Source organism: Microbacterium sp. NPDC091676 (assembly GCF_044756645.1).
Lineage (GTDB): Bacteria > Actinomycetota > Actinomycetes > Actinomycetales > Microbacteriaceae > Microbacterium > Microbacterium paraoxydans_D.
Genome location: NZ_JBIVTI010000001.1, coordinates 221,821 through 247,906, shown reverse-complemented (window position 1 = coordinate 247,906; position 26,086 = coordinate 221,821). Strand labels below are relative to the sequence as shown.

At 70.3% G+C, this 26,086-nt stretch carries 26 protein-coding genes; 5 read left to right on the top strand and 21 right to left on the bottom strand.

Annotated features, from left to right (window positions below):
* Window positions 1–68 precede the first annotated feature (68 nt).
* Window positions 69–494, bottom strand: a complete 426-nt coding sequence (locus tag ACIQID_RS01340) for a hypothetical protein (protein WP_400281318.1) — start codon at window positions 492–494, stop codon at window positions 69–71.
* A gap of 170 nt (window positions 495–664) precedes the next feature.
* Between ACIQID_RS01340 and ACIQID_RS01335 the strand changes: the two genes are divergently transcribed.
* On the top strand, window positions 665–1,867 hold the full coding sequence (locus tag ACIQID_RS01335) for a DUF3500 domain-containing protein (protein WP_400281315.1): 1,203 nt from the start codon (window positions 665–667) through the stop codon (window positions 1,865–1,867).
* A gap of 95 nt (window positions 1,868–1,962) precedes the next feature.
* Complete coding sequence (locus ACIQID_RS01330; RefSeq protein ID WP_400281312.1) at window positions 1,963–2,133, top strand: hypothetical protein; 171 nt, start codon at window positions 1,963–1,965, stop codon at window positions 2,131–2,133.
* 63 nt (window positions 2,134–2,196) lie between these two features.
* On the opposite strand, the gene ACIQID_RS01325 is transcribed toward ACIQID_RS01330, so the two are convergent.
* From ACIQID_RS01325 to rplU, 11 genes are all read right to left on the bottom strand, one after another.
* Window positions 2,197–2,454: a hypothetical protein gene (locus ACIQID_RS01325; RefSeq protein ID WP_312672234.1), complete on the bottom strand. Its 258-nt coding sequence runs from the start codon at window positions 2,452–2,454 to the stop codon at window positions 2,197–2,199.
* A 138-nt stretch (window positions 2,455–2,592) separates the two neighbouring features.
* Window positions 2,593–3,282 (bottom strand): SDR family oxidoreductase, encoded by a 690-nt coding sequence (locus tag ACIQID_RS01320; protein ID WP_400281309.1) that lies wholly within the window; start codon window positions 3,280–3,282, stop codon window positions 2,593–2,595.
* Window position 3,283: 1 nt separating this feature from the next.
* On the bottom strand, window positions 3,284–3,664 hold the full coding sequence (rsfS, locus tag ACIQID_RS01315) for a ribosome silencing factor (RefSeq protein WP_105949979.1): 381 nt from the start codon (window positions 3,662–3,664) through the stop codon (window positions 3,284–3,286).
* Complete coding sequence (locus ACIQID_RS01310) at window positions 3,664–4,725, bottom strand: hypothetical protein (RefSeq protein ID WP_400281306.1); 1,062 nt, start codon at window positions 4,723–4,725, stop codon at window positions 3,664–3,666. The genes rsfS and ACIQID_RS01310 overlap by 1 nt, the downstream gene beginning before the upstream one ends.
* On the bottom strand, window positions 4,722–5,324 hold the full coding sequence (nadD, locus tag ACIQID_RS01305; RefSeq protein WP_029989831.1) for a nicotinate-nucleotide adenylyltransferase: 603 nt from the start codon (window positions 5,322–5,324) through the stop codon (window positions 4,722–4,724). Before nadD ends, ACIQID_RS01310 begins: the two co-directional genes overlap by 4 nt.
* Before the next feature lie 6 nt (window positions 5,325–5,330).
* Window positions 5,331–5,552 (bottom strand): hypothetical protein, encoded by a 222-nt coding sequence (locus ACIQID_RS01300; RefSeq protein ID WP_025104968.1) that lies wholly within the window; start codon window positions 5,550–5,552, stop codon window positions 5,331–5,333.
* Between the two features lie 67 nt (window positions 5,553–5,619).
* Complete coding sequence (locus ACIQID_RS01295) at window positions 5,620–6,873, bottom strand: glutamate-5-semialdehyde dehydrogenase (RefSeq protein ID WP_331202993.1); 1,254 nt, start codon at window positions 6,871–6,873, stop codon at window positions 5,620–5,622.
* 9 nt (window positions 6,874–6,882) lie between these two features.
* Window positions 6,883–7,668 (bottom strand): glutamate 5-kinase, encoded by a 786-nt coding sequence (proB, locus tag ACIQID_RS01290; protein WP_331202994.1) that lies wholly within the window; start codon window positions 7,666–7,668, stop codon window positions 6,883–6,885.
* Window positions 7,665–9,164, bottom strand: a complete 1,500-nt coding sequence (gene obgE / locus ACIQID_RS01285; RefSeq protein WP_331202995.1) for a GTPase ObgE — start codon at window positions 9,162–9,164, stop codon at window positions 7,665–7,667. The genes proB and obgE overlap by 4 nt, the downstream gene beginning before the upstream one ends.
* 98 nt (window positions 9,165–9,262) lie before the next feature.
* Window positions 9,263–9,520, bottom strand: a complete 258-nt coding sequence (rpmA, locus tag ACIQID_RS01280) for a 50S ribosomal protein L27 (protein ID WP_025104972.1) — start codon at window positions 9,518–9,520, stop codon at window positions 9,263–9,265.
* Between the two features lie 18 nt (window positions 9,521–9,538).
* Window positions 9,539–9,847, bottom strand: coding sequence for a 50S ribosomal protein L21 (rplU, locus tag ACIQID_RS01275; RefSeq protein WP_025104973.1), 309 nt, complete (start codon window positions 9,845–9,847; stop codon window positions 9,539–9,541).
* A 213-nt stretch (window positions 9,848–10,060) separates the two neighbouring features.
* Between rplU and ACIQID_RS01270 the strand changes: the two genes are divergently transcribed.
* A complete protein-coding gene (locus ACIQID_RS01270) occupies window positions 10,061–10,330 on the top strand; it encodes a DUF4031 domain-containing protein (RefSeq protein ID WP_136051936.1) in 270 nt (89 codons plus the stop codon).
* Here the strand turns inward: ACIQID_RS01270 and ACIQID_RS01265 are convergent.
* A complete protein-coding gene (locus ACIQID_RS01265; RefSeq protein ID WP_400281297.1) occupies window positions 10,292–12,763 on the bottom strand; it encodes an Rne/Rng family ribonuclease in 2,472 nt (823 codons plus the stop codon). The genes ACIQID_RS01270 and ACIQID_RS01265 overlap by 39 nt on opposite strands.
* 282 nt (window positions 12,764–13,045) lie before the next feature.
* Here ACIQID_RS01265 and ACIQID_RS01260 point away from each other — a divergent pair, with 282 nt between their 5' ends.
* Window positions 13,046–13,657 carry a vitamin K epoxide reductase family protein gene (locus ACIQID_RS01260; RefSeq protein ID WP_312672215.1) on the top strand — a complete coding sequence of 204 codons (612 nt, stop codon included), beginning with the start codon at window positions 13,046–13,048 and terminating at the stop codon, window positions 13,655–13,657.
* 63 nt (window positions 13,658–13,720) lie between these two features.
* Here ACIQID_RS01260 and ndk read toward each other — a convergent pair whose 3' ends face one another.
* The 4 genes from ndk to ileS are packed head-to-tail and all read right to left on the bottom strand — an operon-like array spanning window position 13,721 to window position 19,329.
* Window positions 13,721–14,137, bottom strand: coding sequence for a nucleoside-diphosphate kinase (gene ndk, locus ACIQID_RS01255; RefSeq protein WP_071329548.1), 417 nt, complete (start codon window positions 14,135–14,137; stop codon window positions 13,721–13,723).
* A gap of 1 nt (window position 14,138) precedes the next feature.
* Window positions 14,139–14,555 carry a DUF4233 domain-containing protein gene (locus ACIQID_RS01250; protein WP_312672214.1) on the bottom strand — a complete coding sequence of 139 codons (417 nt, stop codon included), beginning with the start codon at window positions 14,553–14,555 and terminating at the stop codon, window positions 14,139–14,141.
* A complete protein-coding gene (locus tag ACIQID_RS01245) occupies window positions 14,552–15,904 on the bottom strand; it encodes a folylpolyglutamate synthase/dihydrofolate synthase family protein (RefSeq protein ID WP_331202998.1) in 1,353 nt (450 codons plus the stop codon). Before ACIQID_RS01245 ends, ACIQID_RS01250 begins: the two co-directional genes overlap by 4 nt.
* Entirely contained in the window at window positions 15,901–19,329 is a 3,429-nt protein-coding gene (gene ileS, locus ACIQID_RS01240; RefSeq protein WP_400281292.1) for an isoleucine--tRNA ligase, read from the bottom strand. Before ileS ends, ACIQID_RS01245 begins: the two co-directional genes overlap by 4 nt.
* Window positions 19,330–20,518: 1,189 nt before the next feature.
* Here ileS and ACIQID_RS01235 point away from each other — a divergent pair.
* Window positions 20,519–21,160, top strand: a complete 642-nt coding sequence (locus ACIQID_RS01235) for a pentapeptide repeat-containing protein (RefSeq protein WP_400281289.1) — start codon at window positions 20,519–20,521, stop codon at window positions 21,158–21,160.
* Here ACIQID_RS01235 and ACIQID_RS01230 read toward each other — a convergent pair.
* From ACIQID_RS01230 to ACIQID_RS01215, 4 genes are read right to left on the bottom strand one after another with little or no spacing between them, the layout of a single operon-like run.
* Window positions 21,150–22,658, bottom strand: a complete 1,509-nt coding sequence (locus ACIQID_RS01230) for an ATP-binding cassette domain-containing protein (protein ID WP_400281286.1) — start codon at window positions 22,656–22,658, stop codon at window positions 21,150–21,152. The genes ACIQID_RS01235 and ACIQID_RS01230 overlap by 11 nt on opposite strands.
* Entirely contained in the window at window positions 22,655–23,467 is an 813-nt protein-coding gene (locus ACIQID_RS01225) for an ABC transporter permease (protein WP_400281283.1), read from the bottom strand. Before ACIQID_RS01225 ends, ACIQID_RS01230 begins: the two co-directional genes overlap by 4 nt.
* Window positions 23,464–24,411, bottom strand: coding sequence for an ABC transporter permease (locus ACIQID_RS01220; protein ID WP_400281280.1), 948 nt, complete (start codon window positions 24,409–24,411; stop codon window positions 23,464–23,466). The genes ACIQID_RS01225 and ACIQID_RS01220 overlap by 4 nt, the downstream gene beginning before the upstream one ends.
* A gap of 46 nt (window positions 24,412–24,457) precedes the next feature.
* Window positions 24,458–26,071 carry an ABC transporter substrate-binding protein gene (locus ACIQID_RS01215; RefSeq protein ID WP_400281277.1) on the bottom strand — a complete coding sequence of 538 codons (1,614 nt, stop codon included), beginning with the start codon at window positions 26,069–26,071 and terminating at the stop codon, window positions 24,458–24,460.
* Window positions 26,072–26,086: the final 15 nt, after the last annotated feature.

Below are 26,086 nucleotides of genomic sequence, written 5' to 3'. Positions count from 1 at the left end.
CAACAGGCCCCATTGAGCGGGAATGCCTGCTGCCGCGCGAATGCCTGGGGCGACGCGCGCCGTGCAGCTCAGTCGAGGAGGGCACGGCACGCGAGGGAGCCTGCCGTCGCGATCTCCTCGTCCGTGCGGAGGAGCTCGAGGTTCGCATCCCCGGCATCCTGCACGATCGCGCAGGTCACGCCTGCTCCCGCGTTCTCGATGACCACGGCGGCCTCCTGACCTTCGGTCACGATGGCCTCCAGGGTCATGTCGCCGGGACGGGCATCGACGACCGTCTCCTCCGTCTCCTTGGTCCCGAACACGAACCCCTCGGCGAAATCCGTGTCCTGGTAGCGGATCTTCTCGTCGCCGCTCAGGCCATGGAGCTCATACGTGATGCGGTAGTCGGTCGGCTGGTTGAACAGGTAGTAACCGGCGGCGCCCAGTCCTCCGATGACCGCCAGGCCGGCGGCGATGGACACTCCCAGGACGATTGCTCTCTTCTTCGTGGTCATACCTCCACGCTGTCATCGGCGCGCTCGTCACGAATCGGTCGGTCGGCGTACGCGGCTCCCCCGTCCGGATGAAGTCCGGGTCCTCCGAAAATGCACGGTTCCGCAGTGGTCATAGGAACCCCATCGACGGCACAAAGGATCGCCACTGATCGTCATCCTAACCTGAGGCCATGAACACGACATCCACTCCCGCACAGAAACGCCTCGCCTGGCTCTCCGGCCTCGTCCTCGCGGGCGGCCTCGTCCTCAGCGGCTGCGCGGCCGCCACCACCGCCGAACCGACGACCTCTGCCTCGTCGTCCACCTCGACCACCGCCGCCGCGTCGACGGACGCCGGAACGACGGCGGGGACGATCGCCGACACCTCCGCTGCGGCGGCGGCTTTCCTCGCCACGCTCACCGACGAGCAGCGGGAGGCCGTGCTGTACGACTTCGACGACGAGACGAAGACGACGTCGTGGTCGAACTTCCCGGTGACGTTCGTGCAGAGAGCCGGGCTGAACCTCGCTGATCTCACGGAGGAGCAGCGGGCGGCGGCGCTCGCCGTGCTGGAGTCTCTGCTGAGCGACGAGGCCTATGCCACCGTGACCGGGATCATGGGCGGCGACGAGTACCTCGCCGAGAACAGCAGCAGCACGGAGGAGTCTCTCGGGCAGTACTACATCGCCTTCTTCGGCGATCCGACGGCGACCGACAGCGCCTTCGAGGTGCAGTTCGGCGGGCACCACCTCGGTATCAACGCCACGCTGGACGGCAGTGCCGACGCGATCACGTTCGCTCCCACGCACCTCGGCGTCCAGCCCGCCGTCTACACGGACGAGGACGGCGAGGAGGTGCAGCCGTTCGACGGGATCTACACGGATGCCTTCGCGTTCTTCGACAGCCTCACCGAGGACCAGCAGGCCACGCTGACCTCCGGCGACGTGAGCATGTGCGCACCGGGCGACACGTGCGACTTCTCCACCGGCGCGGGCCTGTCCGGAGCCGATCTCTCGGACGAGCAGCGCGACCTGCTGCTCCAGCTCATCGCGAACTGGGCGGGGATGAGCGACGAGGAGACCACCGACGCGGCGCTGGCCGAGATCGAGGAGACGCTGGACGACACCGTCATCGCCTGGTCCGGGGCGACGGCGTACGACATGAGCACCGGGGACGGCATCGACTTCTCCATCTCCGGCCCGAAGGTGTACATCGCGTTCCAGGCGCAGCAGGGCTCCGCGGGCGCCGATGTCGAGGGGGTGACGACGTCCGGCTGGGGCCACGTGCACACCATCTACCGCGACCCGACCGACGACTACGCGAACAGCGTCGAGCAGCAGTCCGCGTCCGGGGTGAGCGGCGGCCCGGGAGGCGGCACGCCGCCCGCCTCCTGAGCGGCTCCGTAGCCGTCCCCGCCTCCGCACGTCAACGGTCTCCCGCCTCCGCGCGTGCCGGCGTAGACAGAGGGCATCCGACGAAAGGAGACGACATGTCCAACACGACTCCCCCGATCCCGCCTCTCCCCCCGATCAGCGACGGAGACGCCGAAGACGTCCCGACGCGCGAGGTGGACGGCGAAGAGGTGCTCGACGAGGACGCGGACGACGCCCAGATCGACAGCGCCCAGGCCGATCGCGCCGCCGTCGTCGGCGACGACTGACCCGGACACGAGAAAGGGCACCGCCTCCTCACGGAGGGGTGCCCTTTCTCGTGGGCAGCCGGCTCAGGTGGCGAGCAGCGGCGGGCGAGACGGGATCGCGATGGGCCGCGTGGCCCGGCTGGCGCCCTGCATCCGCTCGACCTCCTCCAGCACCTCGAACGCCGTACCGTAGCGGATCGCCAGCGGAAGATCGCGCAGCCACGTGACCTCGACTTCGGTGTCGGCGAGCTCGTAGACGCAGGCGACGACGTGGCGGGGATCGTTCGGTGGATAGCGCAGATCGTTGATCACCCACTCCGACGGCGTGATGCGGTGAAGCACGAAACGGGGATCAGGAACTTCTGACATCAGTCGGCCCTCCAGGACTCTCTGATGACGAGCCTCCGATACCCCGCCAGGGAAGGGAAGGGCCTTGACACCCTCACGAGGAGATGCAGGAGAATGGTGTGATCGGCTCGCTCAGCCCTGAGGCCGTATCGTCAGGTCCGTCAGGTGGGCGTCCCGCGGCAGGTCGAGCGCGGTGAGGATCGTCGTCGCCACCGCTTCCGGTGTGATGAACCGCGTCGGGTCGTACTCCTGGCCCTCCTGCCGGTGCACCCGCTCCTGCATGGGCGTCGCCGTGCGCCCCGGGTAGACCGAGGTCACGCGGAGACCGTGCTCGGCCTCCTCCTGCCGAAGGGCATCCGCGAGAGCGCGGAGGCCGTGCTTCGAGGCCGCGTAGGCCGACCACCCCGGGCTCGCCCGGAGCCCGGCGCCGGAGTTCACGAACACGACGTGCCCCCGCGAGACGCGGAGGACGGGAAGCAGGAGCCGCGTGAGCTCCGCCGGGGCGACGAGATTGACCGCGAGCTGCTGGTCCCAGAGCGCCGGGGCGAGATCCCCCACGGTCCCGAGGTCGACGACTCCGGCGGCATGCACCAGGGAGTCGATGCGATCGGGCAGGCTCTGCTTCGACAGCGCCCAGGAGAGGCGTCCCGGCTGGGCGAGGTCGCCGACCAGGGTCGAGACCCCGGGGAGCTCCTCGGCGATCTGTCGTGCCCGTCCCGCGTCGCGCGCGAGGACCAGGACGTCGTCGCCGCGCTCCAGGAGGCGTCGGGCGAGGACCGCGCCGATGCCGGAGCCCGCACCGGTCAGCAGGTGCGTGGCCATGTCAGGCGTTGTCAGCCGACGCTTCGGCCACCTCGAGCGGGATGACCGGGCAGTCCTTCCACAGGCGCTCCAGGCCGTAGTAGACCCGCTCCTCCTGGTGGAAGACGTGGACGATGAGGTCTCCGAAGTCCAGCAGCACCCAGCGCGCCTCGGCTCGCCCCTCCCGGCGCACACGCTTGTGCCCGGACTCGACGAGACGATCCTCGATCTCGTCGGCGATGGCGGCGACGTTCCGCTCGCTGTTGCCGGTCACGAGGAGGAAGATGTCGACGAGCGGAAGCGGCTCGGAGACGTTCAGCGCGACGAGATCCTCACCGCCCTTGGCCACGGCGGCTTCGGCAGCGATGCGCAGCATCTCTTCGGCGGTTTCGGGTGATTGCATCAGAAGACGTTTCCTGTGAAGGCGATGACCAGGGCGGTGCCCAGGCCCAGCGCGAGGGCGCCCGCGACGATGGCGGCGATCAGCATGAGCCGGTTGCCCTTCTCGGGTGCCGGCGGACGGATCACCTCACCGGCGGGCTTGATGGTGCTGATCGCGGAGCTCGCCGCGATCGGAGTCGGAGAAGACGCGGGCGGGAGCTCGCCGTCGATGAGGACGGCGTCGACCTCTTTGCCGTCCGTCGTGCCGTGGGCGTGGCCCTGCGAGCCGAGCCCCTTCGGCAGCTCGTACGACCCCGTGACGAGGATCTCGCCGGTGGAGGCCACCGGCCCGGACAGCGAGCCCTCGCCGGCCGACGGGGTGAAGATCAACGCGTTCGGCGCCGAATGCTGAGTGCCGCCGGAGTCGTTCGAGGTGAGCAGCTCGTCGAACGAAGGACGGAACGGCGCGGGCTCGGCGGGTGCCTCCTCCTGGAGCACTCCCTCTCCGAACGTCGGGCTCACCGTCGGGCGCTCGCCCGGCTCGATGTCGTCGTCGGCCTCGTCCTCGAGGAGGTCCTCGTCCGAGGCCTCGTCCTCCGCAGGGACGCCGAGGACCTCCGAGAGGTCTTCGGAGGTCGACTCCGCCGGTGCATCCTCGTCCTCGACGAGCGGCACCGTGCCGACGGTCTCGGCGACGCCGGCGGCGCTGACGGGCTCGGCGGCGACCTCGTCGTCGACGGCGTCATCGTCCTCCACCGGTGCCGGGGGCTGCTCGTCGGCAGGGACGTCAGGTGCGTCCTGATCTTCCGCGTCGACGACCGGGACCGAGGCGGTCTTGATCTTCTCCTGCTCCCGCGCCTGACGGCGGGTCAGCGGAGCGGCACCGGGCTCGACGGGGCCTTCGGCGACCGGCGCCGGAGGGACCACGACGGGCTCGGCGGCGCGGGGCAACGGCTGGGCGGGAGGAGCGGACTCCGCGGCGGCCTTCGCCTCTTCCTCGCTGATGATCGGGGTGGATCCCGTCAACCGGATCTCCCGCAGCTGCTTCCGCGTCAGCGGACCTCGCTGATCCGATGTGCTCATGCCTTGCTCCGATACAGATGATGCTTCGCGATGTACTGGACGACCCCGTCGGGGACGAGGTACCAGACCGGTTGATCGTCACGGACGCGCTCACGACAGTCCGTCGACGAGATCGACAGCGCCGGCACCTCGAGCTGGCTGACGTCGTCGCTCGGGAGGCCGTCGATGCTCAGAACGTGTCCTGGGCGGGAGACCGCGACGAAGTGGGCCAGCTCCCACAGTTCATCATGGTCTCTCCAACTGAGAATTTGCGCCACGGCATCGGCGCCGCTGATGAAGAACAGCTCCGCGTCCGGACGCTGGGCCTTGAGATCCCGGAGGGTGTCGATCGTGTAGGTGGGTCCCGCGCGGTCGATGTCGACCCTGCTCACGGTGAACTGCGGGTTGGACGCCGTCGCGATGACGGTCATGAGATAGCGGTGCTCGCTGGGCGTCACGTCCGCCTTCTGCCACGGACGACCCGTCGGGACGAAGACCACCTCGTCGAGATCGAACGAGTGCGCGACTTCGCTGGCGGCGACCAGGTGGCCGTGATGGATCGGGTCGAAGGTGCCGCCCATCACGCCGATGCGCGGTGCGCGCGTGGTCGCGGTGCTCATGAGGGCCTAGTGGCCGTGTCCCGCCTCGTGGTCCTTGCCGTGCTTCGCCGCCCAGGCCTCGGCCTTGGCCGAGTGACGGTTCGCCACGTTCTTGTACGACAGCGTCACGATCCCGAGGGCGGCGAACACGATCGCGGCGATGACTCCGAAGATCAGGGTGTCGAGGGCCACGTTGCCGTGGTGCTCGGTCTCTGCGGCGGCCATCGCGATCTGTGCGACGAGGTTCATCCTGACTCCGTTCGTGGCGTGCTGTCTCGGGGGTCCTGTAGGGATACAGCGTCCCCCAGTCTAGCCCTCACCCGCGCGTCTGACCTGCCCCACGCGCCAGCCATTTCGTACTGGTCAGCTCGGAGAGCCCCATCGGCCCGCGCGTATGCAGCTTCTGCGTCGAGATCCCCACCTCGGCGCCGAAGCCGAACTCGGCCCCGTCGGTGAACCGGGTGGACGCGTTGGCCATCACGACGGCGGAGTCGACTTCGGCCAGGAAGCGTTCCGCGTTGCGCGCGTCGGTGGTGATGATCGACTCCGTGTGTCCCGTGCTGTAGCGGCGGATGTGGTCGAGAGCGTCATCGAGGCTGTCGACCACCTTCATGGCGACGTCGAGGCTGAGGTACTCGGTGGCCCAGTCCTCCTCCGTGGCCGGGATCACGTTGGCGACGAGCCCCGCCACGACATCGTCGCCGTGGATCGCCACGCCCTCGCTCATGAGCGCGCTCGCGACGAGGGGGATCAGCCGCGGGGCGGCCTGCCGGTGCACGAGGACGGTCTCGACCGCATTGCACACGCTCGGCCGCTGCACCTTGGCATTCACGACGATGTCGCAGGCCCAGTCGTCGGGGGCGCTCTCGTCGAGCAGGATGTGCACGTTGCCGGCGCCCGTCTCGATGACGGGCACGGTCGACTCCGTCACGACGGTCTCGATGAGGCCGGCGCTGCCGCGCGGCACCAGCACGTCGATGAAGCCGCGGCCGTGCATGAGCGCCTTCGCCCCGTCGCGACCGAAGTCGTCGACGGTCTGGATCGCCTCGGGCGTCACGCCCGCCGTTCCCAGGGCGGAGCGCATCACATCGACGAGCACCGTGTTCGACTCGCGTGCGGCACTGCCTCCGCGCAGGACCACGGCGTTCCCGGACCGCAGGGCGAGCGCCGCGATGTCGACCGTGACGTTGGGACGCGCCTCGTAGATCGCCCCGACCACTCCGAAGGGGACGCGCACCTGTTCGAGGGCGACGCCGTTGGGCATCCGATGACCACCCACGACCCGGCCGACGGGATCGGGCAACGCGGCCACCTGGCGGACGGCGTCCGCGAGAGCCGACACCCGCTTCTCGTCGAGACGGAGCCGATCGATGAGCGACTCGCCGATGCCGTCGTCCCGACCGCGCGCGACGTCGCGCTGGTTGGCCTCGATGATGCGGGCGGCGTTCTCCTCGAGGGCGACGGCGACGGCTTCGAGCGCCCGCGCCTTGTCGTCGCTGGTGAGGGCGGCGGTGTCGCGCGAGGCGTCCTTGGCCCGCTCCAGGCGCGTCTGAGGGGTGAGGTCGGTCATCCGCCCAGTCTAGGAGGTGGCCGGCTCGAACCAGGTTCCGATGTCGGCACCCGCGAGCGCCTGTGCCACGAGGTCCGCGCTGGTCACGAGGACACCGATGCCGGACGCCGCGGCCAGCCGGGCGGCGGAGACCTTCGTGGCCGCTCCCCCGGTGCCGACGCTGTTGACGACGCTGGCACCGAACTCCAGTCCGGAGAGGTCGGCGTCGGGGGCCACGATGTCGATGGGCTCCGCGCCGGGGTCGCTCGGCGGGCGGGTGTACAGCGACTCGATGTCGCTGAGCAGGATGAGCGCGTCGGCCTCGATGAGCTGGGCGACGAGAGCGCCGAGACGGTCGTTGTCGCCGAAGCGGATCTCCTGCGTCGCGACGGTGTCGTTCTCGTTGACGATCGGCAGGGTGCGCAGCCCGAGGAGGCGTTCCATCGCGCGACGCGCGTTCGAGCGCGACGTCGGGTTCTCCAGGTCTCCGGTGGTGAGCAGCACCTGGCCGGCGACGATGTCGAACGGACGCAGGGCCTCCTGATACCGGTACACGAGGATGTTCTGGCCGACCGCCGCCGCAGCCTGCTGCGTGGCGAGGTCGGTGGGTCGCGCGTCCAGACGGAGGAACGGGATGCCGGAGGCGATCGCCCCCGACGACACGAGCACGACCTCGGCGCCGCGGGCGTGCGCGGCCGCCAGTGCCTCGACGAGAACCGGGATCCGCCAGGAGGACTCGCCGCTGATGGACGACGAGCCCACCTTCACGACGATCCGCGTCGCCGTCGCGAGATCGGCGCGCGTACGTGCGGTCACGCCTCGTCCTCGCGGTACGTGGCGAGCCGCTCCGCCTCAAGCTCGGCGCGCGCCTGCGCCTTCGCGTCCATGCGCTCGTAGTACTTCTCACGACGCTCGGACGTGGTCCGGCGGGCGTTCGGAGCCAGACGCGGGTCGGTGCCTCGGGGCGCCGTCATGAGCTCGGCAGCCGAGCTCATCGTGGGCTCCCAGTCGAAGACGATGCTGTCGCCTTCGCCGATCACGACGGTCGAGCCCTGCACGGCGCCGAGACGGAAGAGCTCATCCTCGACGCCCAGCTTCTCCAGACGGTCGGCGAGGTAGCCCACGGCCTCCTCGTTCTGGAAGTCGGTCTGCTGCACCCAGCGCACCGGCTTCTCGCCGAGGATGCGGTAGACGTTGCCGTACGTGCCGCCCTCGACGCGAATGGTGAACGGCTTCACGGAGCCCTTCGGGCGGATGACGACGCGCTCGCGCGGCGCCTCGACCGCGGTCTCCTTGCGATGCTGCTCGACCAGCTCGCCGAGGGCGAGCGTGAGCGGGCGGAGCCCCTCGTGCGAGACCGTGGAGATCTCGAAGACCCGGAATCCGCGAGCCTCGAGATCGGGGCGCACGAGATCGGCGAGGTCGCGCGCCTCCGGCACGTCGACCTTGTTCAGCGCCACGAACTGCGGGCGCTCCAGCAGCGGCGTCTGCCCCTCCGGGACCTCGTACGCGGCGAGCTCGGCGAGGATCACGTCGAGGTCGGAGATCGGGTCGCGGTTCGGCTCCAGCGTCGCGCAGTCGAGCACGTGCAGCAGGGCGGAGCAGCGCTCCACGTGCCGCAGGAACTCGAGTCCGAGCCCGCGGCCCTCGCTGGCGCCCTCGATGAGGCCGGGCACATCGGCGACGGTGTAACGGAAGTCCTCCACCTGCACGACACCGAGATTCGGGTGCAGGGTCGTGAACGGGTAGTCGGCGATCTTGGGCCGCGCGGCCGAGATCGCACCGATGAGGCTCGACTTGCCCGCGGACGGGTAGCCGACGAGCGCCACGTCGGCCACGGTCTTGAGCTCGAGGACGACGTCGCCCTCGAAGCCCGGGGTGCCGAGCAGGGCGAAGCCAGGAGCCTTGCGCTTGGGGGTCGCCAGGGCGGCGTTGCCCAGTCCCCCCTGACCGCCCGCGGCCACGACGAAGCGCTCACCGGGCTCGATCATGTCGATCAGCACGTCGCCGTTCGGGTTCTTGACCACGGTGCCGACCGGGACGGGGAGCTCCAGGGTCTCGCCGTCGAAGCCGGAGCGGTGGTCGCCCATGCCGGGGCCGCCGTTGCCCGACGAGCGGTGCGGCGAGTGGTGGTACGACAGCAGCGTGCCGGTCTGCGTGTCGGCGACGAGGACGATGTCGCCGCCGTCGCCCCCGTTGCCGCCGTCCGGGCCGCCGAGGGGCTTGAACTTCTCCCGGTGCACGGAGACGCAGCCGTTGCCGCCCTTGCCCGCACGCAGGTGCAGTGTGACGGTGTCGACGAACGTGACCATGTGCGAGTCCTTCGGTTGCTCAGGGTGCCTGACGGCAGATACACGGACGGGGCGAGCCGAAGCCCGCCCCGAACCGGATGTTTAGCGTGGTGCTGTGATCACTCAGCAGCAGCGACGATGTTGACGACCTTGCGGCCGCCCTTCGCGCCGAACTCGACCGCACCGGCGGCCAGAGCGAACAGCGTGTCGTCGCCACCACGGCCGACGTTGGCGCCGGGGTGGAAGTGCGTGCCGCGCTGGCGGACGATGATCTCGCCGGCGAGGACCTGCTGACCGCCGAAGCGCTTCACGCCGAGGCGCTGTGCGTTGGAGTCACGACCGTTACGGGTGGAGCTTGCGCCCTTTTTGTGTGCCATGTCCTGGTCTCCTCGGTCTTACTTGATGCCGGTGATCTTGACGCGCGTGAGCTCCTGGCGGTGGCCCTGACGCTTCTTGTAGCCGGTCTTGTTCTTGTACTTCTGGATGACGATCTTCGGGCCGCGGAGGTTGCCGACGACCTCAGCCGTGACGGTGACCTTCGCCAGCGCGTCGGCGTCGGTGGTCACCGTGGAGCCGTCGACGAGCAGCACGGCGGGCAGCTGGATCTTGTCGCCCTGGGCAGCCTGAACACGGTCGAGCTGAACGATGGTGCCGACCTCGACCTTCTCCTGCCGGCCACCGGCGCGCACTACTGCGTAAACCACTTCATACCTGTTTCGTTGGGGAGCACGCGGCTCCGAGAATCTCACGGGAAGACTGTTGCTTGCATGCGTCGCTGGTACGACGGGCGCGAATGCAAGACTCTCCGCTTCGGCCGTCGAGGACGACGCGGCATGCGCACCAAGGGACTACTTTACCGGATGCCGGCTGACCTCGCAAAGTGAGCCGGGTGACGGGGCCGGTCGTAGGCTGACGGAGTGACCGTACTCGTCGACGACCCCCGCTGGCCCGCCCATGGACGCCTGTGGGCGCACCTGGTCAGCGACGACAACCTCGACGAGCTGCACGCGTTCGCTCGCGCGCACGGCATCCCCGCCCGGGCCTTCGACCTCGACCACTACGACGTCCCGGAGGACGCCGTCCCCCGGCTCATCGCCGGGGGTGCGCAGCATGTCCCCGGCAAGGAGCTGGTCCGGCGCCTGATCGCCTCAGGCCTCCGGGTCCGCGGACGCGACCGGCGGCACTGACGCCTCCGAGTTCACGGACACGGGCGTGCCGGAGAGGGCGGCGGTGGTGACCCGGCGCCGTCCACGGCCCTGACCCGGTGCCTTCGGCTCCGGAAGCGCGTCCAGCACCGAGTCGAGCAGCTCCTCGGTCGGCGTCTTCGGCCCCTTGCGGTCGCCGCGCTTCTTCCGGGCCTTCTTCGGGCGCTCGGGGGCCGGAGCCGGAGTGGCCTCGGTAGAGGGGACGTCGGCAGGCGCATCGCCCGCAGGCACGATCGTGGAGGCCGCGATCTGGGCGAGGGCCGACTTGGCCCCCTCGGTGATGCTGTGGGTCACCGGCGGGGCGGCGGGGGCGGACTGGTTGTTGCCTCCACCGTTGCCGTTGCCATTGCCGTTGCCGCCGTTCCCCCGCTGACGACGTCCGCCGTTGCCGTTGCCGTTGCCGCCACCGTTGCCGTTCGCGCGGTGCTTCACGACCGGGTCGTGGTGCACGATCACGCCGCGACCGGCACACACCTCGCACGCCTCGCTGAAGGTCTCCAGCAGCCCGAGACCGAGCTTCTTGCGCGTCATCTGGACGAGGCCGAGCGAGGTGACCTCGGCGACCTGGTGCTTCGTCCTGTCCCGGCTCAGGCATTCGATCAGCCGGCGCAGAACGAGGTCGCGGTTGGACTCCAGCACCATGTCGATGAAGTCGACGACGATGATGCCGCCGATGTCACGCAGACGCAGCTGGCGGACGATCTCCTCGGCCGCCTCGAGGTTGTTCTTGGTGACGGTCTCCTCGAGGTTGCCGCCGGAGCCGACGAACTTGCCGGTGTTGACGTCGACGACCGTCATGGCCTCGGTGCGGTCGATCACGAGCGAGCCGCCGGAGGGCAGCCAGACCTTGCGGTCCAGCGCCTTCTCGATCTGCTCGGTGATGCGGAACGCGTCGAACGGATCGACGTCGTCCTCGTAGGCCTCGACACGCTCCAGCAGGTCGGGCGCGACGCTCTCCAGGTACGCCCGGATCGTGCGCTGCGACTCCTCGCCCTGGATGAGCATCTTCGTGAAGTCCTCGTTGAAGACGTCACGGACGATCTTCACGAGCAGGTCGGGCTCGGCGTGCAGGAGCGCCGGAGCCTGCTGGCTCTCGACCTGCTTCTGGATGTGCTCCCACTGCGAGGTGAGGCGCTGCACGTCGCGGGTCAGCTGCTCCTCGGTGGCGCCCTCGGCCGCCGTGCGGACGATCACGCCGGACGACTCCGGCAGCACCTCCTTGAGGATGCGCTTGAGGCGTGCGCGCTCGTTGTCGGGGAGCTTGCGGCTGATGCCGTTCATCGAGCCGCCGGGCACGTACACGAGGTAGCGGCCGGGCAGCGAGATCTGGCTCGTGAGGCGGGCACCCTTGTGGCCCACCGGGTCCTTGGTGACCTGGACGAGCACGCGATCGCCCGGCTTGAGCGCCAGTTCGATGCGACGGGGCTGGTTGCCGGTCTCGACGCCGTCCCAGTCCACCTCGCCCGAGTAGAGCACGGCGTTGCGGCCGCGACCGATGTCGACGAACGCGGCCTCCATGCTGGGAAGCACGTTCTGCACGCGACCGAGGTAGACGTTGCCGATCAGCGAGGCGTCCTGGTTGCGGGCGACGTAGTGCTCCACGAGCACGCCGTCCTCCAGGACACCGATCTGGGTCCGGCCGTTCTTGGAGCGCACGACCATCTTGCGGTCGACGGACTCGCGACGCGCGAGGAACTCGGCCTCGGTCACGACCGGACGACGACGGCCGGCGTCGCGTCCGTCGCGACGGCGCTGCTTCTTGGCCTCGAGGCGGGTCGAGCCCTTGATCGCCTTCGGCTCGGTGATGTACTCGACGACCCGCTGGCGCTGGCGCGGCTCCTCGCGCTGCTCGTCCCCCTCGGAGCCGCCGCGGCGACGACGCCCGCGGCGCCCTCCCCCGGACTCCTCCTGGTCACGCTCCGGCGCACGGTCGTCACGACCGGGGCGTGCGGGAAGCGGGACGACCTCCGGCGCGTAGAAGTGCAGCTGCGTCGACACCTGCGACACGAAGACCTCGGGCAGCAGTCCGAGCGACACGGCGGTGACGGCCGCGGGCTTCTCCGGCTCGGCCGGGGCCTCAGGCTCGGCAGAAGCCTCGGACTCGGCAGGAGCATCGGGCTCAGCGGGAGCCTCAGGCTCTGCGGGAGCCTCGGGCTCTGCGGGAGCCTCGGACTCAGCCGGAGCCTCGGGCTCGGCCGGAGCCTCGGGCTCTGCGGGAGCCTCAGACTCAGCGGGAGCCTCGGGCTCGGCGGCGGCGTCGGGCTCCGCAGGGACGTCCTCGGTCGGGGCCTGCGCCGCGGAAGCGTCGCTCTCCGTCTCGACGACCGGAGCGTCGGTGGGCGCCGTCAGCGGCTCCGCGGCGTCAGCCGGGGCGTCGAGGGCGGGGGCGTTGTTGTCATTGTTCTCATCGGCCATCTCTGGCGTGCTCCCTGGCACGGTCCACTGCGTGTCCCGTGAAATCTCATGCGGCACCCGCGGGTGCCGCGAACTCAATCGGCCTGCGACCGGCTCATGGCTCTGGTCGCGTGGGGCATGGGCCCCGAAGTCTGCTCGACACGTGTCGCGGCAACGCCGTTCATCGCATCACAGGTCATTATCGCACCAAGTCGGTCCGATCGCGGCATCCCGTCGGTCCCCGCCCGTTTTCTCCGGGAGGTTCTCGCCCTTTCCATAGCCGTCGCTGGGATAATCCTGAGCATGAGCGAGCAGCGCACCCGCCCCGTCGTCTATGCCGTGTGGTTGATCATCGCGAGCGTCATCGGCTGGTACGCCGCCTTCCAGCTCACCGTCGAGAAGTTCGCGCTGCTGGAGCACCCGCAGGAAGCGCTCGGGTGCGACCTCAGCCCGTTCATCCAGTGCAGCACCAACCTGCAGTCGTGGCAGGGCTCGGTGTTCGGCTTCCCGAACCCGATCATCGGTCTCACCGGCTGGATGGCGCCGCTCGTCGTCGGCGTCGCGATCCTCGCCGGCGCGCGCTTCCCGCGCTGGTTCTGGGCCGCGTTCGGGGCCGGCATCACCTTCGCGTTCGGCCTCGTGTGCTGGCTGATCGGCCAGAGCCTCTACGACCTCTTCGTGCTCTGCCCCTGGTGCATGGTCACCTGGGCGGTCACGATCCCCACCTTCTTCGCCACCATGGTCCACCTGGCCCGCAACGGCACGTTCACGAGCAATGCGAAGGTCCGCGCGGGCGCCGAGAAGCTCATGCCGTGGGTGCCGCTGGCGACCGTCGTCGCCTACGCGCTGATCATCTTCCTCGCGCAGCTGCAGGGCCTCGACTTCCTCGGCGAGATGGCGAAGATCCTCTTCTGATCCCCTCGAACGACGAAGCCCGTCCGCCATTCCGGCGGACGGGCTTCGTCGTGAGGATCGGGGTCAGTCGAACCAGATGCCCAGTTCGCGGGCGGCCGACTCGGGGCTGTCCGAGCCGTGCACGAGGTTCTGCTGCACCTTGAGGCCCCAGTCGCGACCGAAGTCACCACGGATGGTGCCCGGCGCGGCGGTCGTGGGGTCGGTCGTGCCGGCGAGGGAGCGGAAGCCCTCGATGACGCGGTTGCCCGCGAGGCGGATCGCCACGGAGGGACCGGACATCATGAACTCGAGAAGCGGCTCGTAGAACGGCTTGCCCTCGTGCTCGGCGTAGTGCGCGGCGAGGAGGTCGCGATCGGGCTCGACGAGGCGGATGTCGACGAGGGCGTATCCCTTCGCCTCGATGCGGGCGAGGATCGTTCCGGTGAGGCCGCGGGCGACACCGTCCGGCTTGACGAGGACGAGGGTTTCTTCGGTGGCCATGTCATTCACTCTCTGTGTCTGCGTTCTGCGCGGTCGGAGACCCGCTCGGGCGTCGTGCGTCCAGGCGGGCCCCCATGATGGTCGCATACGCCCACATGCCGCCGAAAATCAGGACGACGAGAAGCACGGCGGGGACGGCGATGGCCGACAGCGCGACCACGATCTGCACGATCCACCCGGCGGGGATCGCCCAGGGCTTCGTGATCATGCCCGCGATGACGACGCAGGCCACGGCCACGACGGCGCCGCCCACGATCCCCCACCACTGCTCGATGCCGCTGGGCAGAGCCTTCAAGCCGAAGATGGTGAGGCCGACGAGGAAGACGACGATCGCCTCGAAGCCGAGCACCACCGGTGCGAGCTTCTGCACGAGGGTGCGCGGGGCACGCGGTCGACGCGGTGCGGCGGAGGCACTCATGCGCGCCACCCCGACTTCCAGTCCTCCTCCTCGGAGAGCGCGATCGCCTCGCCCGCGAGCACGACGGATCCGGCGATGACCACGGCCCGACGATCCGACGAGGCCGCCCATTCCCGGGCCGCGTCTGCGGCGTCGGCGAGCGACGGGTGCACGGTGGCGCGCTGTCCGGCCTGTTCGACGAGGTCGGCGATGAGGTCGGCATCGCTGGCGCGGTCCGACTCCGGCGCGGTCGCGAAGACGTGCGCGGCGGCCGGTGCGAGCCGCGCGACGATCCCCGCCGCGTCCTTGTCCGCGAGGACGCCGAGCACGAGGCCCCACTCGTCGAAGTCGAAGCTGTCGTCGAGCGCCTGGGCGAGCGCCGCGGCCCCGTGCGGGTTGTGCGCGGCGTCGACGATGACGGTGGGGGCGATGCCGAGGAGCTGCAGCCGGCCGGGAGACGTGCTGCCCTGGAGTCCGTCGGAGATCACTCCGCCGGCGATCGCCTGACCGGCTCCGCCGATGAGCGACTCGACCGCGGCGACGGCTAGCGCGGCGTTGTGCCCCTGGTGCGCACCGTACAGCGGCAGGTACTCCTCCTCGTACTGCCCCGCGAGGCCCCGGATGGTGAGGAGCTGACCGCCGACGGCGAGCTTCTGCTCGGCGAGCCCGAAGTCCTCGCCTTCGAAGGCGATGGTGGCATGGCGTTCCGCGGCCACACGGCGCAGCACATCGGCGGCCTCGGCGGGCTGCTGGGCGGAGACGACGGCGGCGCCCTCCTTGATGATGCCGGCCTTGACCTGGGCGATCTCGGCGATGGTACTTCCCAGACGGTCCGCGTGGTCGATGTCGATCGGAGCGAACACCGCCACGTCGCCGTCCGCGGTGTTCGTGGAGTCCCACTCGCCACCCATGCCGACCTCGAGGACGAGCACGTCGACGGGCGCGTCGGCGACCGCGACGAAGGCGAGGACCGTGAGCAGTTCGAAGAACGTCAGCGGGGCCTCCCCCGCTGCCTCGAGCTCGGCGTCGACGATCCCCACGAACGGCTCGATCTCGTCCCAGGCGTCGGCGACGGCCTCGTCGGCGATCGGCTCGCCGTCGATCATGATGCGCTCGGTGAACCGCTCCAGGTGCGGGCTCGTGAACAGACCGGTGCGCAGATCATGGGCGCGCAGCAGGCTCTCGATCATCCGCGCGGTGGACGTCTTGCCGTTGGTTCCCGTGATGTGGATGACCCGGTAGGTGCGCTGCGGATCGTCGAGGTACTCGAGGATCCGCGCCGTCCGCTCCTTGCGCGGCTGCACCCAGCGTTCCCCGGCTCGGCTCAGCAGCGTCTCGTAGACGGCGTCGGCCCGGTCTCTCGCACTCATGCGCCCACCTTCTCCAGGTTCGTGTCGATCGTGACGAGGAGCGGCGCCTTCCCGGCCCCGAGGGCCTTCGCCCCGCTCCGATGCACGCCGTCTCCCGGGCTCGCGACCTCGTCGACGAGCCGGTCGAGGCCGTCCGTCGGCTGCACGGCGATCGCGACGGCGAGCGTCTCGGCGGCGATGAGGTCGGCGTGGGTCTCCAGCGCCGCCGCTTCCGCGGGAGCGGCATTGAGTGCCAGCACGATCCGGTCGCTGACCTCGAGACCCGCGTTCTTGCGCGCCTCCTGCACGACGCGGATGGCGTCGCGGGCGATGCCCTCCGCCTCCAGCTCCGGCGTCGTGTCGGTGTCGAGCAGGACGAAGCCTCCGGACGGGACGATGGCCAGGGCCTCCCCCTCGGGGCGACCCGTGGTCTCGAGGACGAGGTCGTACTCGGCGGGCTCCAGCGCGATGCCGCCGGCGGTCACGACGCCGTCGGTCTCGGACCAGTCACCCGAGCGCGCGGCCTGGATGGCCTTCTGCACGTCCTTGCCGAGGCGCGGACCCGCAGCGCGGGCGTTCACGCTCAGCCGGTGGCTGATGCCGTACTCCCCCGCCGCCTCGTCGGTCAGCGGGACGAGCTCGACGGTCTTCACGTTGAGCTCCTCGCGGAGGATGTCCTCGAACTGGCCGAGGTCGGCCGCGAGCGGAGAGACCACCGTGAGCCGAGCGAGCGGCAGCCGCACGCGGAGCTTCTCCTTCTTGCGCAGCGCATTGCCGACGCTCGACAGCTCACGGACGGCGTCCATGGCGTCGCGGATCTCGTCGGCTGCGGGGAACTGATCCGCATCAGGCCAGTCCTGCAGGTGCACGCTGCGCCCGCCGGTGAGGCCCTGCCACACGCGCTCGCTGATGAGCGGGACGAGCGGCGCGGCCACACGGCACAGGGTCTCCAGCACCGTGTAGAGCGTGTCGAATGCCTCGCGGCTCTTCGGGTCGTCCGTCACGCCCACCCAGAACCGGTCGCGCGAGCGGCGGATGTACCAGTTCGTCAGCACCTCGGCGAAGTCGCGCAGGCGCGCGGACGCGGTGGTCGAGTCCAGACCTTCCAGATCGGCCCGCACCTCGCGGACGAGGTCGCCCAGGCGCGCGAGGATATACCGGTCGAGGACGTCGGTCGAGTCGGTGCGCCACGACGCCTCGTACCCGCCTTCCTGGGTAGCCGAGCCCGTGCCGTGCGGGGTAGCCGAGCCTGTCGACGCATTCGCATACGTCGCGAAGAAGTACCACGAGTTCCACAACGGGAGCAGGAACTCCCGCACGCCGGACCGGATGCCCTCCTCGGTGACGATGAGGTTGCCGCCGCGGAGCACGGCGCTGGACATCAGGAACCAGCGCATCGCATCGGACCCGTCGCGATCCAGCACCTCGGACACGTCCGGGTAGTTCCGCAGCGACTTCGACATCTTGTAGCCGTCGCTGCCGAGCACGATGCCGTGGCAGCTGACGCCCGTGAACGCCGGGCGGTTGAACAGCGCCGTCGAGAGCACGTGCATGACGTAGAACCAGCCGCGGGTCTGGCCGATGTACTCCACGATGAAGTCCGCCGGGGAGTGCGAGTCGAACCACTCCTGGTTCTCGAACGGATAGTGCACCTGGGCGTACGGCATCGAGCCGGAGTCGAACCACACGTCGAAGACGTCGCCGATGCGCCGCATCGTGCTCTTGCCCGTGGGGTCGTCGGGGTTCGGCCTCGTCAGGTCGTCGATGTACGGGCGGTGCAGGTCCACCTCGCCCTCGGGGTTGCGCGGCAGCGTGCCGAAGTCGCGCTCCAGCTCCTCCAGCGAGCCGTAGGCGTCGACGCGCGGGTACTCCGGGTCGTCGCTCTTCCAGATCGGGATGGGCGAGCCCCAGTAGCGGTTGCGGCTGATCGACCAGTCGCGGGCGCCCTCGAGCCACTTGCCGAACTGCCCCTCCTTCACGTTCTCCGGCACCCAGGTGATCTCCTCGTTGTTCGCGAGGAGGTCGTCCTTGATGTCGGTGACCCGGATGAACCAGCTCGACACGGCCTTGTAGATGAGGGGGTTCCGGCAGCGCCAGCAGTGCGGGTAGGAGTGCTCGTAGCTCTGCAGCCGGACCAGACGGCCGTTGTCGCGGATGATCCGCACGAGCGGGGTGTTCGCATCCATCCACAGCTCGCCCTCGACATCGGTAACGTTCGGGAGGAAGCGCCCGCCGTCGTCGAGGGACAGGATCGTGGGGATGCCCGCGGCGCCGGCGACGCGCTGGTCGTCCTCACCGTAGGCGGGTGCCTGGTGGACGATGCCGGTGCCGTCGGTGGTGGTGACGTAGTCGTCGACGAGGATGCGCCAAGCGTTCCCCGTGCCGTAGGTCTCCTCGTCCGCGTAGTAGTCGAACAGGCGGTCGTAGGTGACGTCGGCCAGCTCCGCACCGCGCAGCGTGGCGTCGACCGCGGCGAGCGCGTCCTCCGGGCTCTCGTAGCCGAGATCCTTGGCATAGCCGCCGAGCAGGTCCTTCGCGAGCAGGTAGCGGTGCGCGGAGGCCTCGACCGCGAGCTGGTCGGCCGAGGGAGCGGCGCGGCCCTGGTGCACGTCGGAGGCGCCGGCGGGACCGGCGGGCAGCACCACGTACTCGATGTCCGGGCCCACGGCGAGCGCGAGGTTGGTCGGCAGGGTCCACGGGGTCGTCGTCCAGGCGAGGGCGCGCACGCCGGTGAGGCCCAGCGCCTCGGCCTTCGCGCCGGTGAGCGGGAAGGTGACGGTGACCGACGGGTCCTGTCGCATCTGGTAGACGTCGTCGTCCATGCGCAGCTCGTGGGCGGAGAGCGGCGTCTCATCGCGCCAGCAGTACGGGAGGACGCGGTAGCCCTCGTAGGCGAGTCCCTTGTCGTACAGGGTCTTGAAGGCCCAGAGCACGCTCTCCATGTAGCCGAGGTCGAGCGTCTTGTAGCCGCGCTCGAAGTCCACCCACCGGGCCTGGCGGGTGACGTAGTCCTCCCACTCCCGCGTGTACTTCAGGACCGAGGAGCGCGCCTTCTCGTTGAAGACGTCGATCCCCATCTCCTCGATCTCGCTCTTCTCGGTGATCCCGAGCTGCTTCATCGCCTCGAGCTCGGCCGGGAGCCCGTGGGTGTCCCATCCGAAGACGCGGTCGACCTTGTGCCCGATCATGGTCTGGAAGCGCGGGAACACGTCCTTCGCGTAGCCCGTGAGCAGGTGGCCGTAGTGCGGCAGACCGTTCGCGAAGGGAGGGCCGTCGTAGAACACCCACTCGGGGGCGCCCTCGCGCTGCTCGATGGAGGCGCGGAAGGTGTCGTCGGTCTTCCAGAAGTCGAGCACCTCCTCCTCGATCTGCGGGAAGCGGGGGCTCGGGGCCACAGTGGCGGCCTGGTCGGCGGCGGGGCCGAAGGAGGAGCGCGGGTAGGTCATGGTCTCTCGCAGTGGTCGTCGTGGCGGATGCTGCTGCGAGGACGATCCTCGCGGACCGCGGTACCACCTCGCGTGCCCCTGAATCCCCTCGACAAGCTCAGAGATCCATGGACCACTCTCACTGCGGCTGTGACGGGCCTGCCCCGCTCGGTTCTACTGAGTCCGTCGCCGGACCGTTCTTCCGAGAGCTCCCCGGTGATGGCCGGATCGATGCTCGTGTGCCCATTGTACGCGTGCTCCTCCCCCCGCGGATTCTCTTCGACGTCGCAGGAACCGAAGACACCCCTGCGACCCGGGGCGGGATCTGCGACATCACGCCGTGCGCGCACGATGCAGTCCCTGGGCGACGGCGCGCATGACGAGGTCCTGCACCGCGGGCCACTCGTCCATCACCTGGTGATACCCCAGACGGATGACGTGGAAGCCGCGCAGCGAGCAGCTTCTCCCGATCGACGAGCCCTTTGTTCAATGCCGACTCCCAGGTCGCGAGCGCCTGTTCGTACGGCTCGCACGTGGACACCAGGCTCAGCACGTTCTCGATCGGGTCCTCCAGGGCATCGGGGTGTCGTGGGACCAGGGGCCGAGCCCAGTGCACGCGGGCTTCCGACGGCTTCCCGCCCCGGCTACCCGGGCTGGCGGCGAGGTGGAGGCGGGGTCTCTCGTCGTGCACCCAGATGCCCAGCCGCCGTGCCTGCGTCACGCACGTCAGCACGACACCGTGCTGCGCCGCGGCCACCCGAAGCGGATCGGCATCGGGCAGCGCCACCCACCCGACCCGCACCCGCTGGATCATCCGCTCCGAGACCGCCGTCTCGAGGTCGTACCGGCTGACCCCGCGTTCCTGGAGCCGCTCGACCCGTGCGACTCCATCGACCTCGCGCATCGCCTGCAGCAGCCGCGCCCGCCTCATCCCGTTCATGGCCCTGATACTGCTCCCCCGCCCGCTCCCTCGTTCCCTGCCTCAGCCACCTCCTCCCCTTCCCTGTGCACAACTCCCCCGCGCCCCCTCCTGTGCAGCCCGAGTCCCTCTCCTCCGGACGCCCGCTCGATGTCGCAGATTCCCACCCCCGTCGGACGTTCCCGCGGAGAGCCTGCGACGCGGCGCAGATCAGCGCGCTCCTACAGGGTGAGTCCCGGAGCCGGGGCGGGCCGGGGCGAGGGTGTCGGAGGGAGGACATAGCCTCGGAGGATGCCGAACTCCCCGACCGCACCCCGTGTGTCCGCGCCTGATCTGCCGCCCGTGCTGGAGCCGCGTGAACCCGCGCGCCGGGCCGATCTCCTCGCCGCCGTCCTGGAGCTCACGGGCACCGTCGACCTCGCGTACGCCACGCTCGAGCAGTGCGCGGTGCAGGCGGACGCCGAGAGCGTCGACCTCACCGGGGCCACGCTCCTCGACGTCGATCTCCCGGATCCGCGCATCGCGGCGCTCCGGCTGCGGAACGCGAGCATCCGTCGGCTCCGGATCACCGGAGGGCGCATCGGGACCCTCGACCTCAGCGACGCCCGCGTGGCGGAGCTCGAACTGCGCGACGTGCGCATCGACTATCTGAACCTGGGCGCCGCACGCGCCGACGACGTCGACGTCGTGGGATGCGCCATCCGCACGATCGACATCCCGCAGGCCGAGCTCACGCGCGTCCGGTTCCAGGCCACGCGCAGCGACGAGGTCGACCCCCGAGGCCTGCGCGCGAAGGATGTGGACCTCCGCGGCCTCGACGCCCTCTCCTACCTCGACGTCCAGAGCCTCCGCGGCGCCACGCTCTCGTCGGTGCAGGTGCAGCAGCTCGCCCCGGTGATGGCGACGGGCCTCGGGATCATCGTCACGGACTGACGGGGCCGCTCGCCGCGAGCAGCTCCTGCGTGAACGGGTGGTGCGGGGCGGCGAACACCGCGGCCGTGGGCCCCTGCTCCACGATCCGGCCGTCCTGCATGACCAGGACGTCGTCCGCGACGGCGCCGACGACGTCGAGGTCGTGGGAGACGAAGACCATCGTCAGCCGCCGTTCCTCCTGCACCCGCGCGAGGAGCCGGAGCACCCGCTCCCGCACCGACGGGTCGAGGGCGGAGACGGGCTCGTCCAGCACCAGCACGTCCGGGTCCGCCGCGAGGGCGCGGGCCAGGGCCGCCCGCTGCCGCTGCCCACCCGACAGCGCCGCCGGTCGTCGCGCCACGACGCTCTCGTCGAGCCCGACCTCCGCGAGCAGCGCCGCGACCCGCATCCGACGGGCACCGCGCGGCACTCCCCCCGCCTCCAGCGCCTCCTCCAAGGAGCGCCCGACCGTCCACCGCGGGTCGAAGGCGCCGAGCGGGTTCTGGTGCACGAGCTGCACCCGTGGTGCCCCGGTCCACCGCAGCACTCCAGTGTCCGGCGTCTCCACGCCCACCAGCATGCGGGCGAGGGTCGTCTTGCCCGATCCGGATTCGCCGACGATGCCCAGCGTCCGACCGGCGGACACCGTGAACGACGCGTCGACGACCGCGGGCACCCCGCCGAACGTCTTGGACACCTCGTCGGCGGCGACCACGACCTCCGAGGACGCCGCACGCTCCTCCCTCGGCTCGTGCATCGTCGCCGCGAGGAGCTGCCGGGTGTACGGGTGCCGAGGGGCGGCGAGCACCTCCGCGACCGGCCCGGACTCCACGATCCGGCCGTCCTTCATCACCAGCACCCGGTCCGCCACCCGCCGCACCGCCGCGAAGTCGTGACTGATGAAGACCACGGCGGTGCCGTCGTCGACGATCTCCCGCAGGAGCACGAGGATCCGAGCTTGCACGGTCGCATCGAGGGCCGTGGTGGGCTCATCCGCGACGAGCACCGCGGGGTTCCCGGCCAGTGCCGAGGCGATGAGCGCCCGCTGCCGCAACCCTCCGGAGAGCTCCTGCGGACGCTGCTGTGCGCGGCGTTCGGGGTCGGGCATCCACACCCGCGCGAGGAGGTCCCGGACGCGCGCGGCGAGGGCCGCCCGACCGCGCACGAGGCGGTGCAGCCGCAGCGGCTCCGCGATCTCGTCCGCGATCCGTCGCAGCGGGTCCAGGGAGACGAGGGCGTCCTGCGACACGAGGCCGATCCCCGTGCCCCGGATCCGTCGCCAGCCGCGCTCGGTCAGGGCGGCGGCGTCCACCCCGTCGACGCGGAGCCGGTCGACGGCGACGTCGGCCGCGGGCGGCGTGAGGCCGAGCAGAGCGCGGGCCGAGAGCGACTTCCCCGCCCCCGACTCCCCGACGATCGCCACGCACTCGCCGGCCTCCACCGCGAACGACACGCCCTCCACGACGGGAGTCCCCGCGAAGGCGATCCGCAGGCCCTCGACCTCCATCGCCGCACTCATGCGTCCCTCCCCTCCGCCCGAGCCCGGAGGATCCGTCCGATCACGGTCGCGCACACCACCGTCAGCGTGATCGCGAGACCGGGGAAGACCGACACCCACCACGCCTGCCCGAGGACATTGCGACCGCCGGCGAGCATGAGGCCCCACTCCGGGGTCGGCTCGGACGGCCCGAGGCCCAGGAAGCTCAGTCCGGCGGCGGCGAGGATGCTCGACCCGATACCGATGGTCGCCAGCACGCTCAGCGATCCCAGCACTCCCGGGATGACGTGCCGGCGGAACGCCCGCAGCGGTGGCACGCCGAGGATGCGGGCGGCCTCGACGTGCTCGGCCACGCGGAGCGTCCGGGTCTGCACGCGGGCGAGCCGCACGTACACGGGTGCGGCCGCCAGCGTCACCGCGATGGCTATGTTCACCGGGCCCGGTCCCAGCACGGCCACCACGACGAGCGCCACCAGGAACTCCGGGAACGCCATGAGCACGTCGTTGATGCGCATGAGCGTGACGTCCACGCCCCGCGGCGACATGCCGGCGAGCGCCCCCACGAGCAGGCCGGCGGCGAGGGCGATGGCGGTGGCGAGAAGTCCGATCCCGACCGAACGCCCCGCGCCGAACACCACGCGGGAGTACACGTCGCGGCCGCTCTGATCGGTGCCGAAGAGGTGCTCGGCACTCGGCGGCAGCAACGCGGCCCGCACCTCGGTCTGCAGCGGATCGTGCGTGGCGAGCAGCCCCGGCCAGAGGGCGGCGACGGCGACGACGAGCAGCACGACCGCGGCAGAGCTCAGCAGGAGTCGCTGCCCCCGACTCATCGGACGACTCCCGGTCGGGAGGAGGCGGCGACGCGGGGGTCGATCAGCGGATGCACGAGCTCCACCACCACGTTGATGACGACGAAGACGAGAGCGCTCAGGAGGATGATGCCGGTGAGGACGGGGAGATCCCGGTCGTTGATGGCGGCGAGGGTGACCCGCCCCAGGCCGGGCCGGGCGAACACGGTCTCGACGAGAACCGCGCCCCCGAGCACGGAGCCGGTGAGATAGGCCGCGAGGGTGACCGCCGACGCGGCGCCGTGCCGCACCCCGTGCCGCAGCGTGAACCAGGTCGGCCCGGCGCCACGCGCACGGACCGTCTCCGCGAACGGCATCCGCTCGGCCTGCATCAACCCGTCGCGCAGCACCTGGCTGAGCAGCGCCGCCACCGGGAGGGCGAGCGTGATCGCCGGCAGGACGATGGTGGCCGGATTGCGGGTGCCCGAGACGGGGAACCACCCCAGTCCGAACGCGAAGACGCTGAGCAGCAGCAGCCCGATCCAGAACACCGGCGAGGAGAGCACCACGAGCTCGACGCCGGCGGCGACGGTGCGCCCGACACGGCCCCGCACGAAGACCGCGACCGCGAGGGCGAGGACGACGGCGATCCCCAGTGCCAGGGCCGAGAGCTGCACGGTCGCGCCGAGCTGTCGTCCGATGACCTCGGTCACCGGCAGCCGCAGCTGATACGACTCGCCGAGGTCGCCGCGGGCGAGCTGCCCGATGAAGCCGACGTACTGCTCCAGCGGGGGACGGTCGAGCCCGAGATCGGCGCGGATGCCGTCCTTGACCGCCTCGCTCACCTGCGCCTGCGGCCCCAGCATCACCGACACCGGATCGCCGGGGATCACCCGGAAGGCCAGGAACGCGACCGTCGCGGCGCCCCACAGCACGATGACCACCGAGGCGACGAGCCCGAGGACACGGCCGAGCACCGCCTTCACGGTTCGATCACTCCGCCCGCTCCCTCGAAACGACGGCCGCCGGATGTCAGCCGAGGCTCACATCGTAGAAGAGCGGCCGCCCGTAGAGGTCGTAGTCCAGGCCCTGCACGCGCTCGCCGACCGCCGTGATCGCCGAGGGGCTGTAGAGCGGGACGATGGCCGTGTACTCCGCGTTCCACTGCTGCAGCTGCGTGTAGAGCTCGTTGCGGGCGTCCTGATCACTCGACGCGACGGCCTCTTCCAAGAGGGCGTCGATCTCCGGATCGCTCACCTGCGAGGCGTTCTGGAAGCCGTCGGTGTGCAGGTGCGCACGGAGGAAGTCGGCGTCCACGCCGGAGAAGCCCCAGTCGGTGAGGTCGAACGTCTTCGGCTCGTACTGGGCGTTGTAGGCGCCGGGCTCCAGCTCCTCGCGCTGCACCTCGAAGCCGATCGCCTTGAGGTCAGACTGGATCGCGTTGGCCAGCGCCGCGCGGTCGTCCGGGACCGGGGTCCAGGCGATCCACCGCACGGACAGGCGCTCGCCGTCCTTCATGCGGATGCCGTCGGCGTCGCGCTCCGTCCACCCGGCCTCGTCGAGCAGGGCGTTCGCGGCGTCCTGATCGAACGGCCAGGAGTCCGCCAGCGACGCGTCGTAGCCCGGGGTCGTGCTGCCGAGGACGCTCCAGGCCCGCGGGAACTGCCCGAAGTAGATCTCCTCGACCGCCGCGTCGACGTCGATGCCGCGGGCGAACGCCTGCCGCACCTTCTCGTCGGCGAAGACGCCGTACTTCTCGTTCAGGTAGAGCGAGTAGGGCAGTCCGGGGTACTCCACCGAGTCGACCGTCACGCCGGCGTCATCCAGACCGGCGACCTGGTTCGGCGGGATGTTGCTGGCGAGGTCGGCCTCTCCGCTCTCGATCACTCCGGTGCGCACCGACGCCTCCGGCTGGATCTGCACGCGCAGCGTCTCGAACGCCGGCGCCTTCGCCTCGTGCGGGCCCCAGGCGTAGTCGTCGTTGCGCGTGTAGACGATCTCCTGGTCGGCGGTGTACTCGGTGAGCACGAAGGGTCCGGTGCCGACCGTGACGTCGGGGCCGCCCGCCTTGAGCTTGTCGGCCGACTCGGCCAGCACGGCCGGTGAGTAGAAGCCGAGCTGCGGGGTGCTGGCCGCCTGCAGGAACGGCGCATAGGGCTGCGTGAACGAGACCTTCACCGTGTGGTCGTCGACGACCTCGGTGCCGGCGTAGAAGTCCGCGCCGAGCATGCTCGCCGCCTGGGCCGAGGCGGTCTCCGGGTCGACGATCCGGTCGAAGTTCGCCTTGACGGCCTCCGCGTCGAACGGCTCGCCGTCGGTGAAGGTCACGTCGTCGCGCAGCATGAACGTGTACTCCGTGCTGTCCGGCGAGACGTCCCAGCTCTTCGCGAGCCACGGGCTGAACGTGCCGTCGTCCTCCTGGAAGACCAGGGAGTCGAGCACCGCCCGCTGCACCATGCCGGAGACGTCGAGCTGGCTCACCTGCGGGTCCATGTGCCCGGCGGACAGGTTCGCGCCCTCGATCGACCACACGAGCTCACCGCCGTCGCTCTCCGTGGACGGGCCGGCGCACGCGCTCAGCACCAGGGCGGTGGCGGCGGCGAGCGCGGCGAAGGGCAGGAGGCGACGCACAGGGGTGGCGGGCATGAGGATTCCTCAGAA

What these genes read in the sequence shown, in the direction of transcription:
- rpmA (WP_025104972.1), bottom strand. Translation starts at nt 9,520, where the DNA reads ATGGCACACAAAAAGGGCGCAAGCTCCACCCGTAACGGTCGTGACTCC.
- ileS (WP_400281292.1), bottom strand. Translation starts at nt 19,329, where the DNA reads ATGACCTACCCGCGCTCCTCCTTCGGCCCCGCCGCCGACCAGGCCGCC.
- ACIQID_RS01260 (WP_312672215.1), top strand. Translation starts at nt 13,046, where the DNA reads ATGAGCGAGCAGCGCACCCGCCCCGTCGTCTATGCCGTGTGGTTGATC.
- nadD (WP_029989831.1), bottom strand. Translation starts at nt 5,324, where the DNA reads ATGAGCACCGCGACCACGCGCGCACCGCGCATCGGCGTGATGGGCGGC.
- ACIQID_RS01295 (WP_331202993.1), bottom strand. Translation starts at nt 6,873, where the DNA reads ATGACCGACCTCACCCCTCAGACGCGCCTGGAGCGGGCCAAGGACGCC.
- ACIQID_RS01245 (WP_331202998.1), bottom strand. Translation starts at nt 15,904, where the DNA reads ATGAGTGCGAGAGACCGGGCCGACGCCGTCTACGAGACGCTGCTGAGC.
- ACIQID_RS01250 (WP_312672214.1), bottom strand. Translation starts at nt 14,555, where the DNA reads ATGAGTGCCTCCGCCGCACCGCGTCGACCGCGTGCCCCGCGCACCCTC.
- ACIQID_RS01235 (WP_400281289.1), top strand. Translation starts at nt 20,519, where the DNA reads ATGCCGAACTCCCCGACCGCACCCCGTGTGTCCGCGCCTGATCTGCCG.
- ACIQID_RS01330 (WP_400281312.1), top strand. Translation starts at nt 1,963, where the DNA reads ATGTCCAACACGACTCCCCCGATCCCGCCTCTCCCCCCGATCAGCGAC.
- ACIQID_RS01340 (WP_400281318.1), bottom strand. Translation starts at nt 494, where the DNA reads ATGACCACGAAGAAGAGAGCAATCGTCCTGGGAGTGTCCATCGCCGCC.
- ACIQID_RS01300 (WP_025104968.1), bottom strand. Translation starts at nt 5,552, where the DNA reads ATGAACCTCGTCGCACAGATCGCGATGGCCGCCGCAGAGACCGAGCAC.
- ndk (WP_071329548.1), bottom strand. Translation starts at nt 14,137, where the DNA reads ATGGCCACCGAAGAAACCCTCGTCCTCGTCAAGCCGGACGGTGTCGCC.
- ACIQID_RS01230 (WP_400281286.1), bottom strand. Translation starts at nt 22,658, where the DNA reads ATGAGTGCGGCGATGGAGGTCGAGGGCCTGCGGATCGCCTTCGCGGGG.
- rsfS (WP_105949979.1), bottom strand. Translation starts at nt 3,664, where the DNA reads ATGCAATCACCCGAAACCGCCGAAGAGATGCTGCGCATCGCTGCCGAA.
- ACIQID_RS01335 (WP_400281315.1), top strand. Translation starts at nt 665, where the DNA reads ATGAACACGACATCCACTCCCGCACAGAAACGCCTCGCCTGGCTCTCC.
- ACIQID_RS01320 (WP_400281309.1), bottom strand. Translation starts at nt 3,282, where the DNA reads ATGGCCACGCACCTGCTGACCGGTGCGGGCTCCGGCATCGGCGCGGTC.
- ACIQID_RS01215 (WP_400281277.1), bottom strand. Translation starts at nt 26,071, where the DNA reads ATGCCCGCCACCCCTGTGCGTCGCCTCCTGCCCTTCGCCGCGCTCGCC.
- ACIQID_RS01225 (WP_400281283.1), bottom strand. Translation starts at nt 23,467, where the DNA reads ATGAGTCGGGGGCAGCGACTCCTGCTGAGCTCTGCCGCGGTCGTGCTG.
- obgE (WP_331202995.1), bottom strand. Translation starts at nt 9,164, where the DNA reads ATGGTCACGTTCGTCGACACCGTCACACTGCACCTGCGTGCGGGCAAG.
- ACIQID_RS01310 (WP_400281306.1), bottom strand. Translation starts at nt 4,725, where the DNA reads ATGAGCACATCGGATCAGCGAGGTCCGCTGACGCGGAAGCAGCTGCGG.
- ACIQID_RS01265 (WP_400281297.1), bottom strand. Translation starts at nt 12,763, where the DNA reads ATGGCCGATGAGAACAATGACAACAACGCCCCCGCCCTCGACGCCCCG.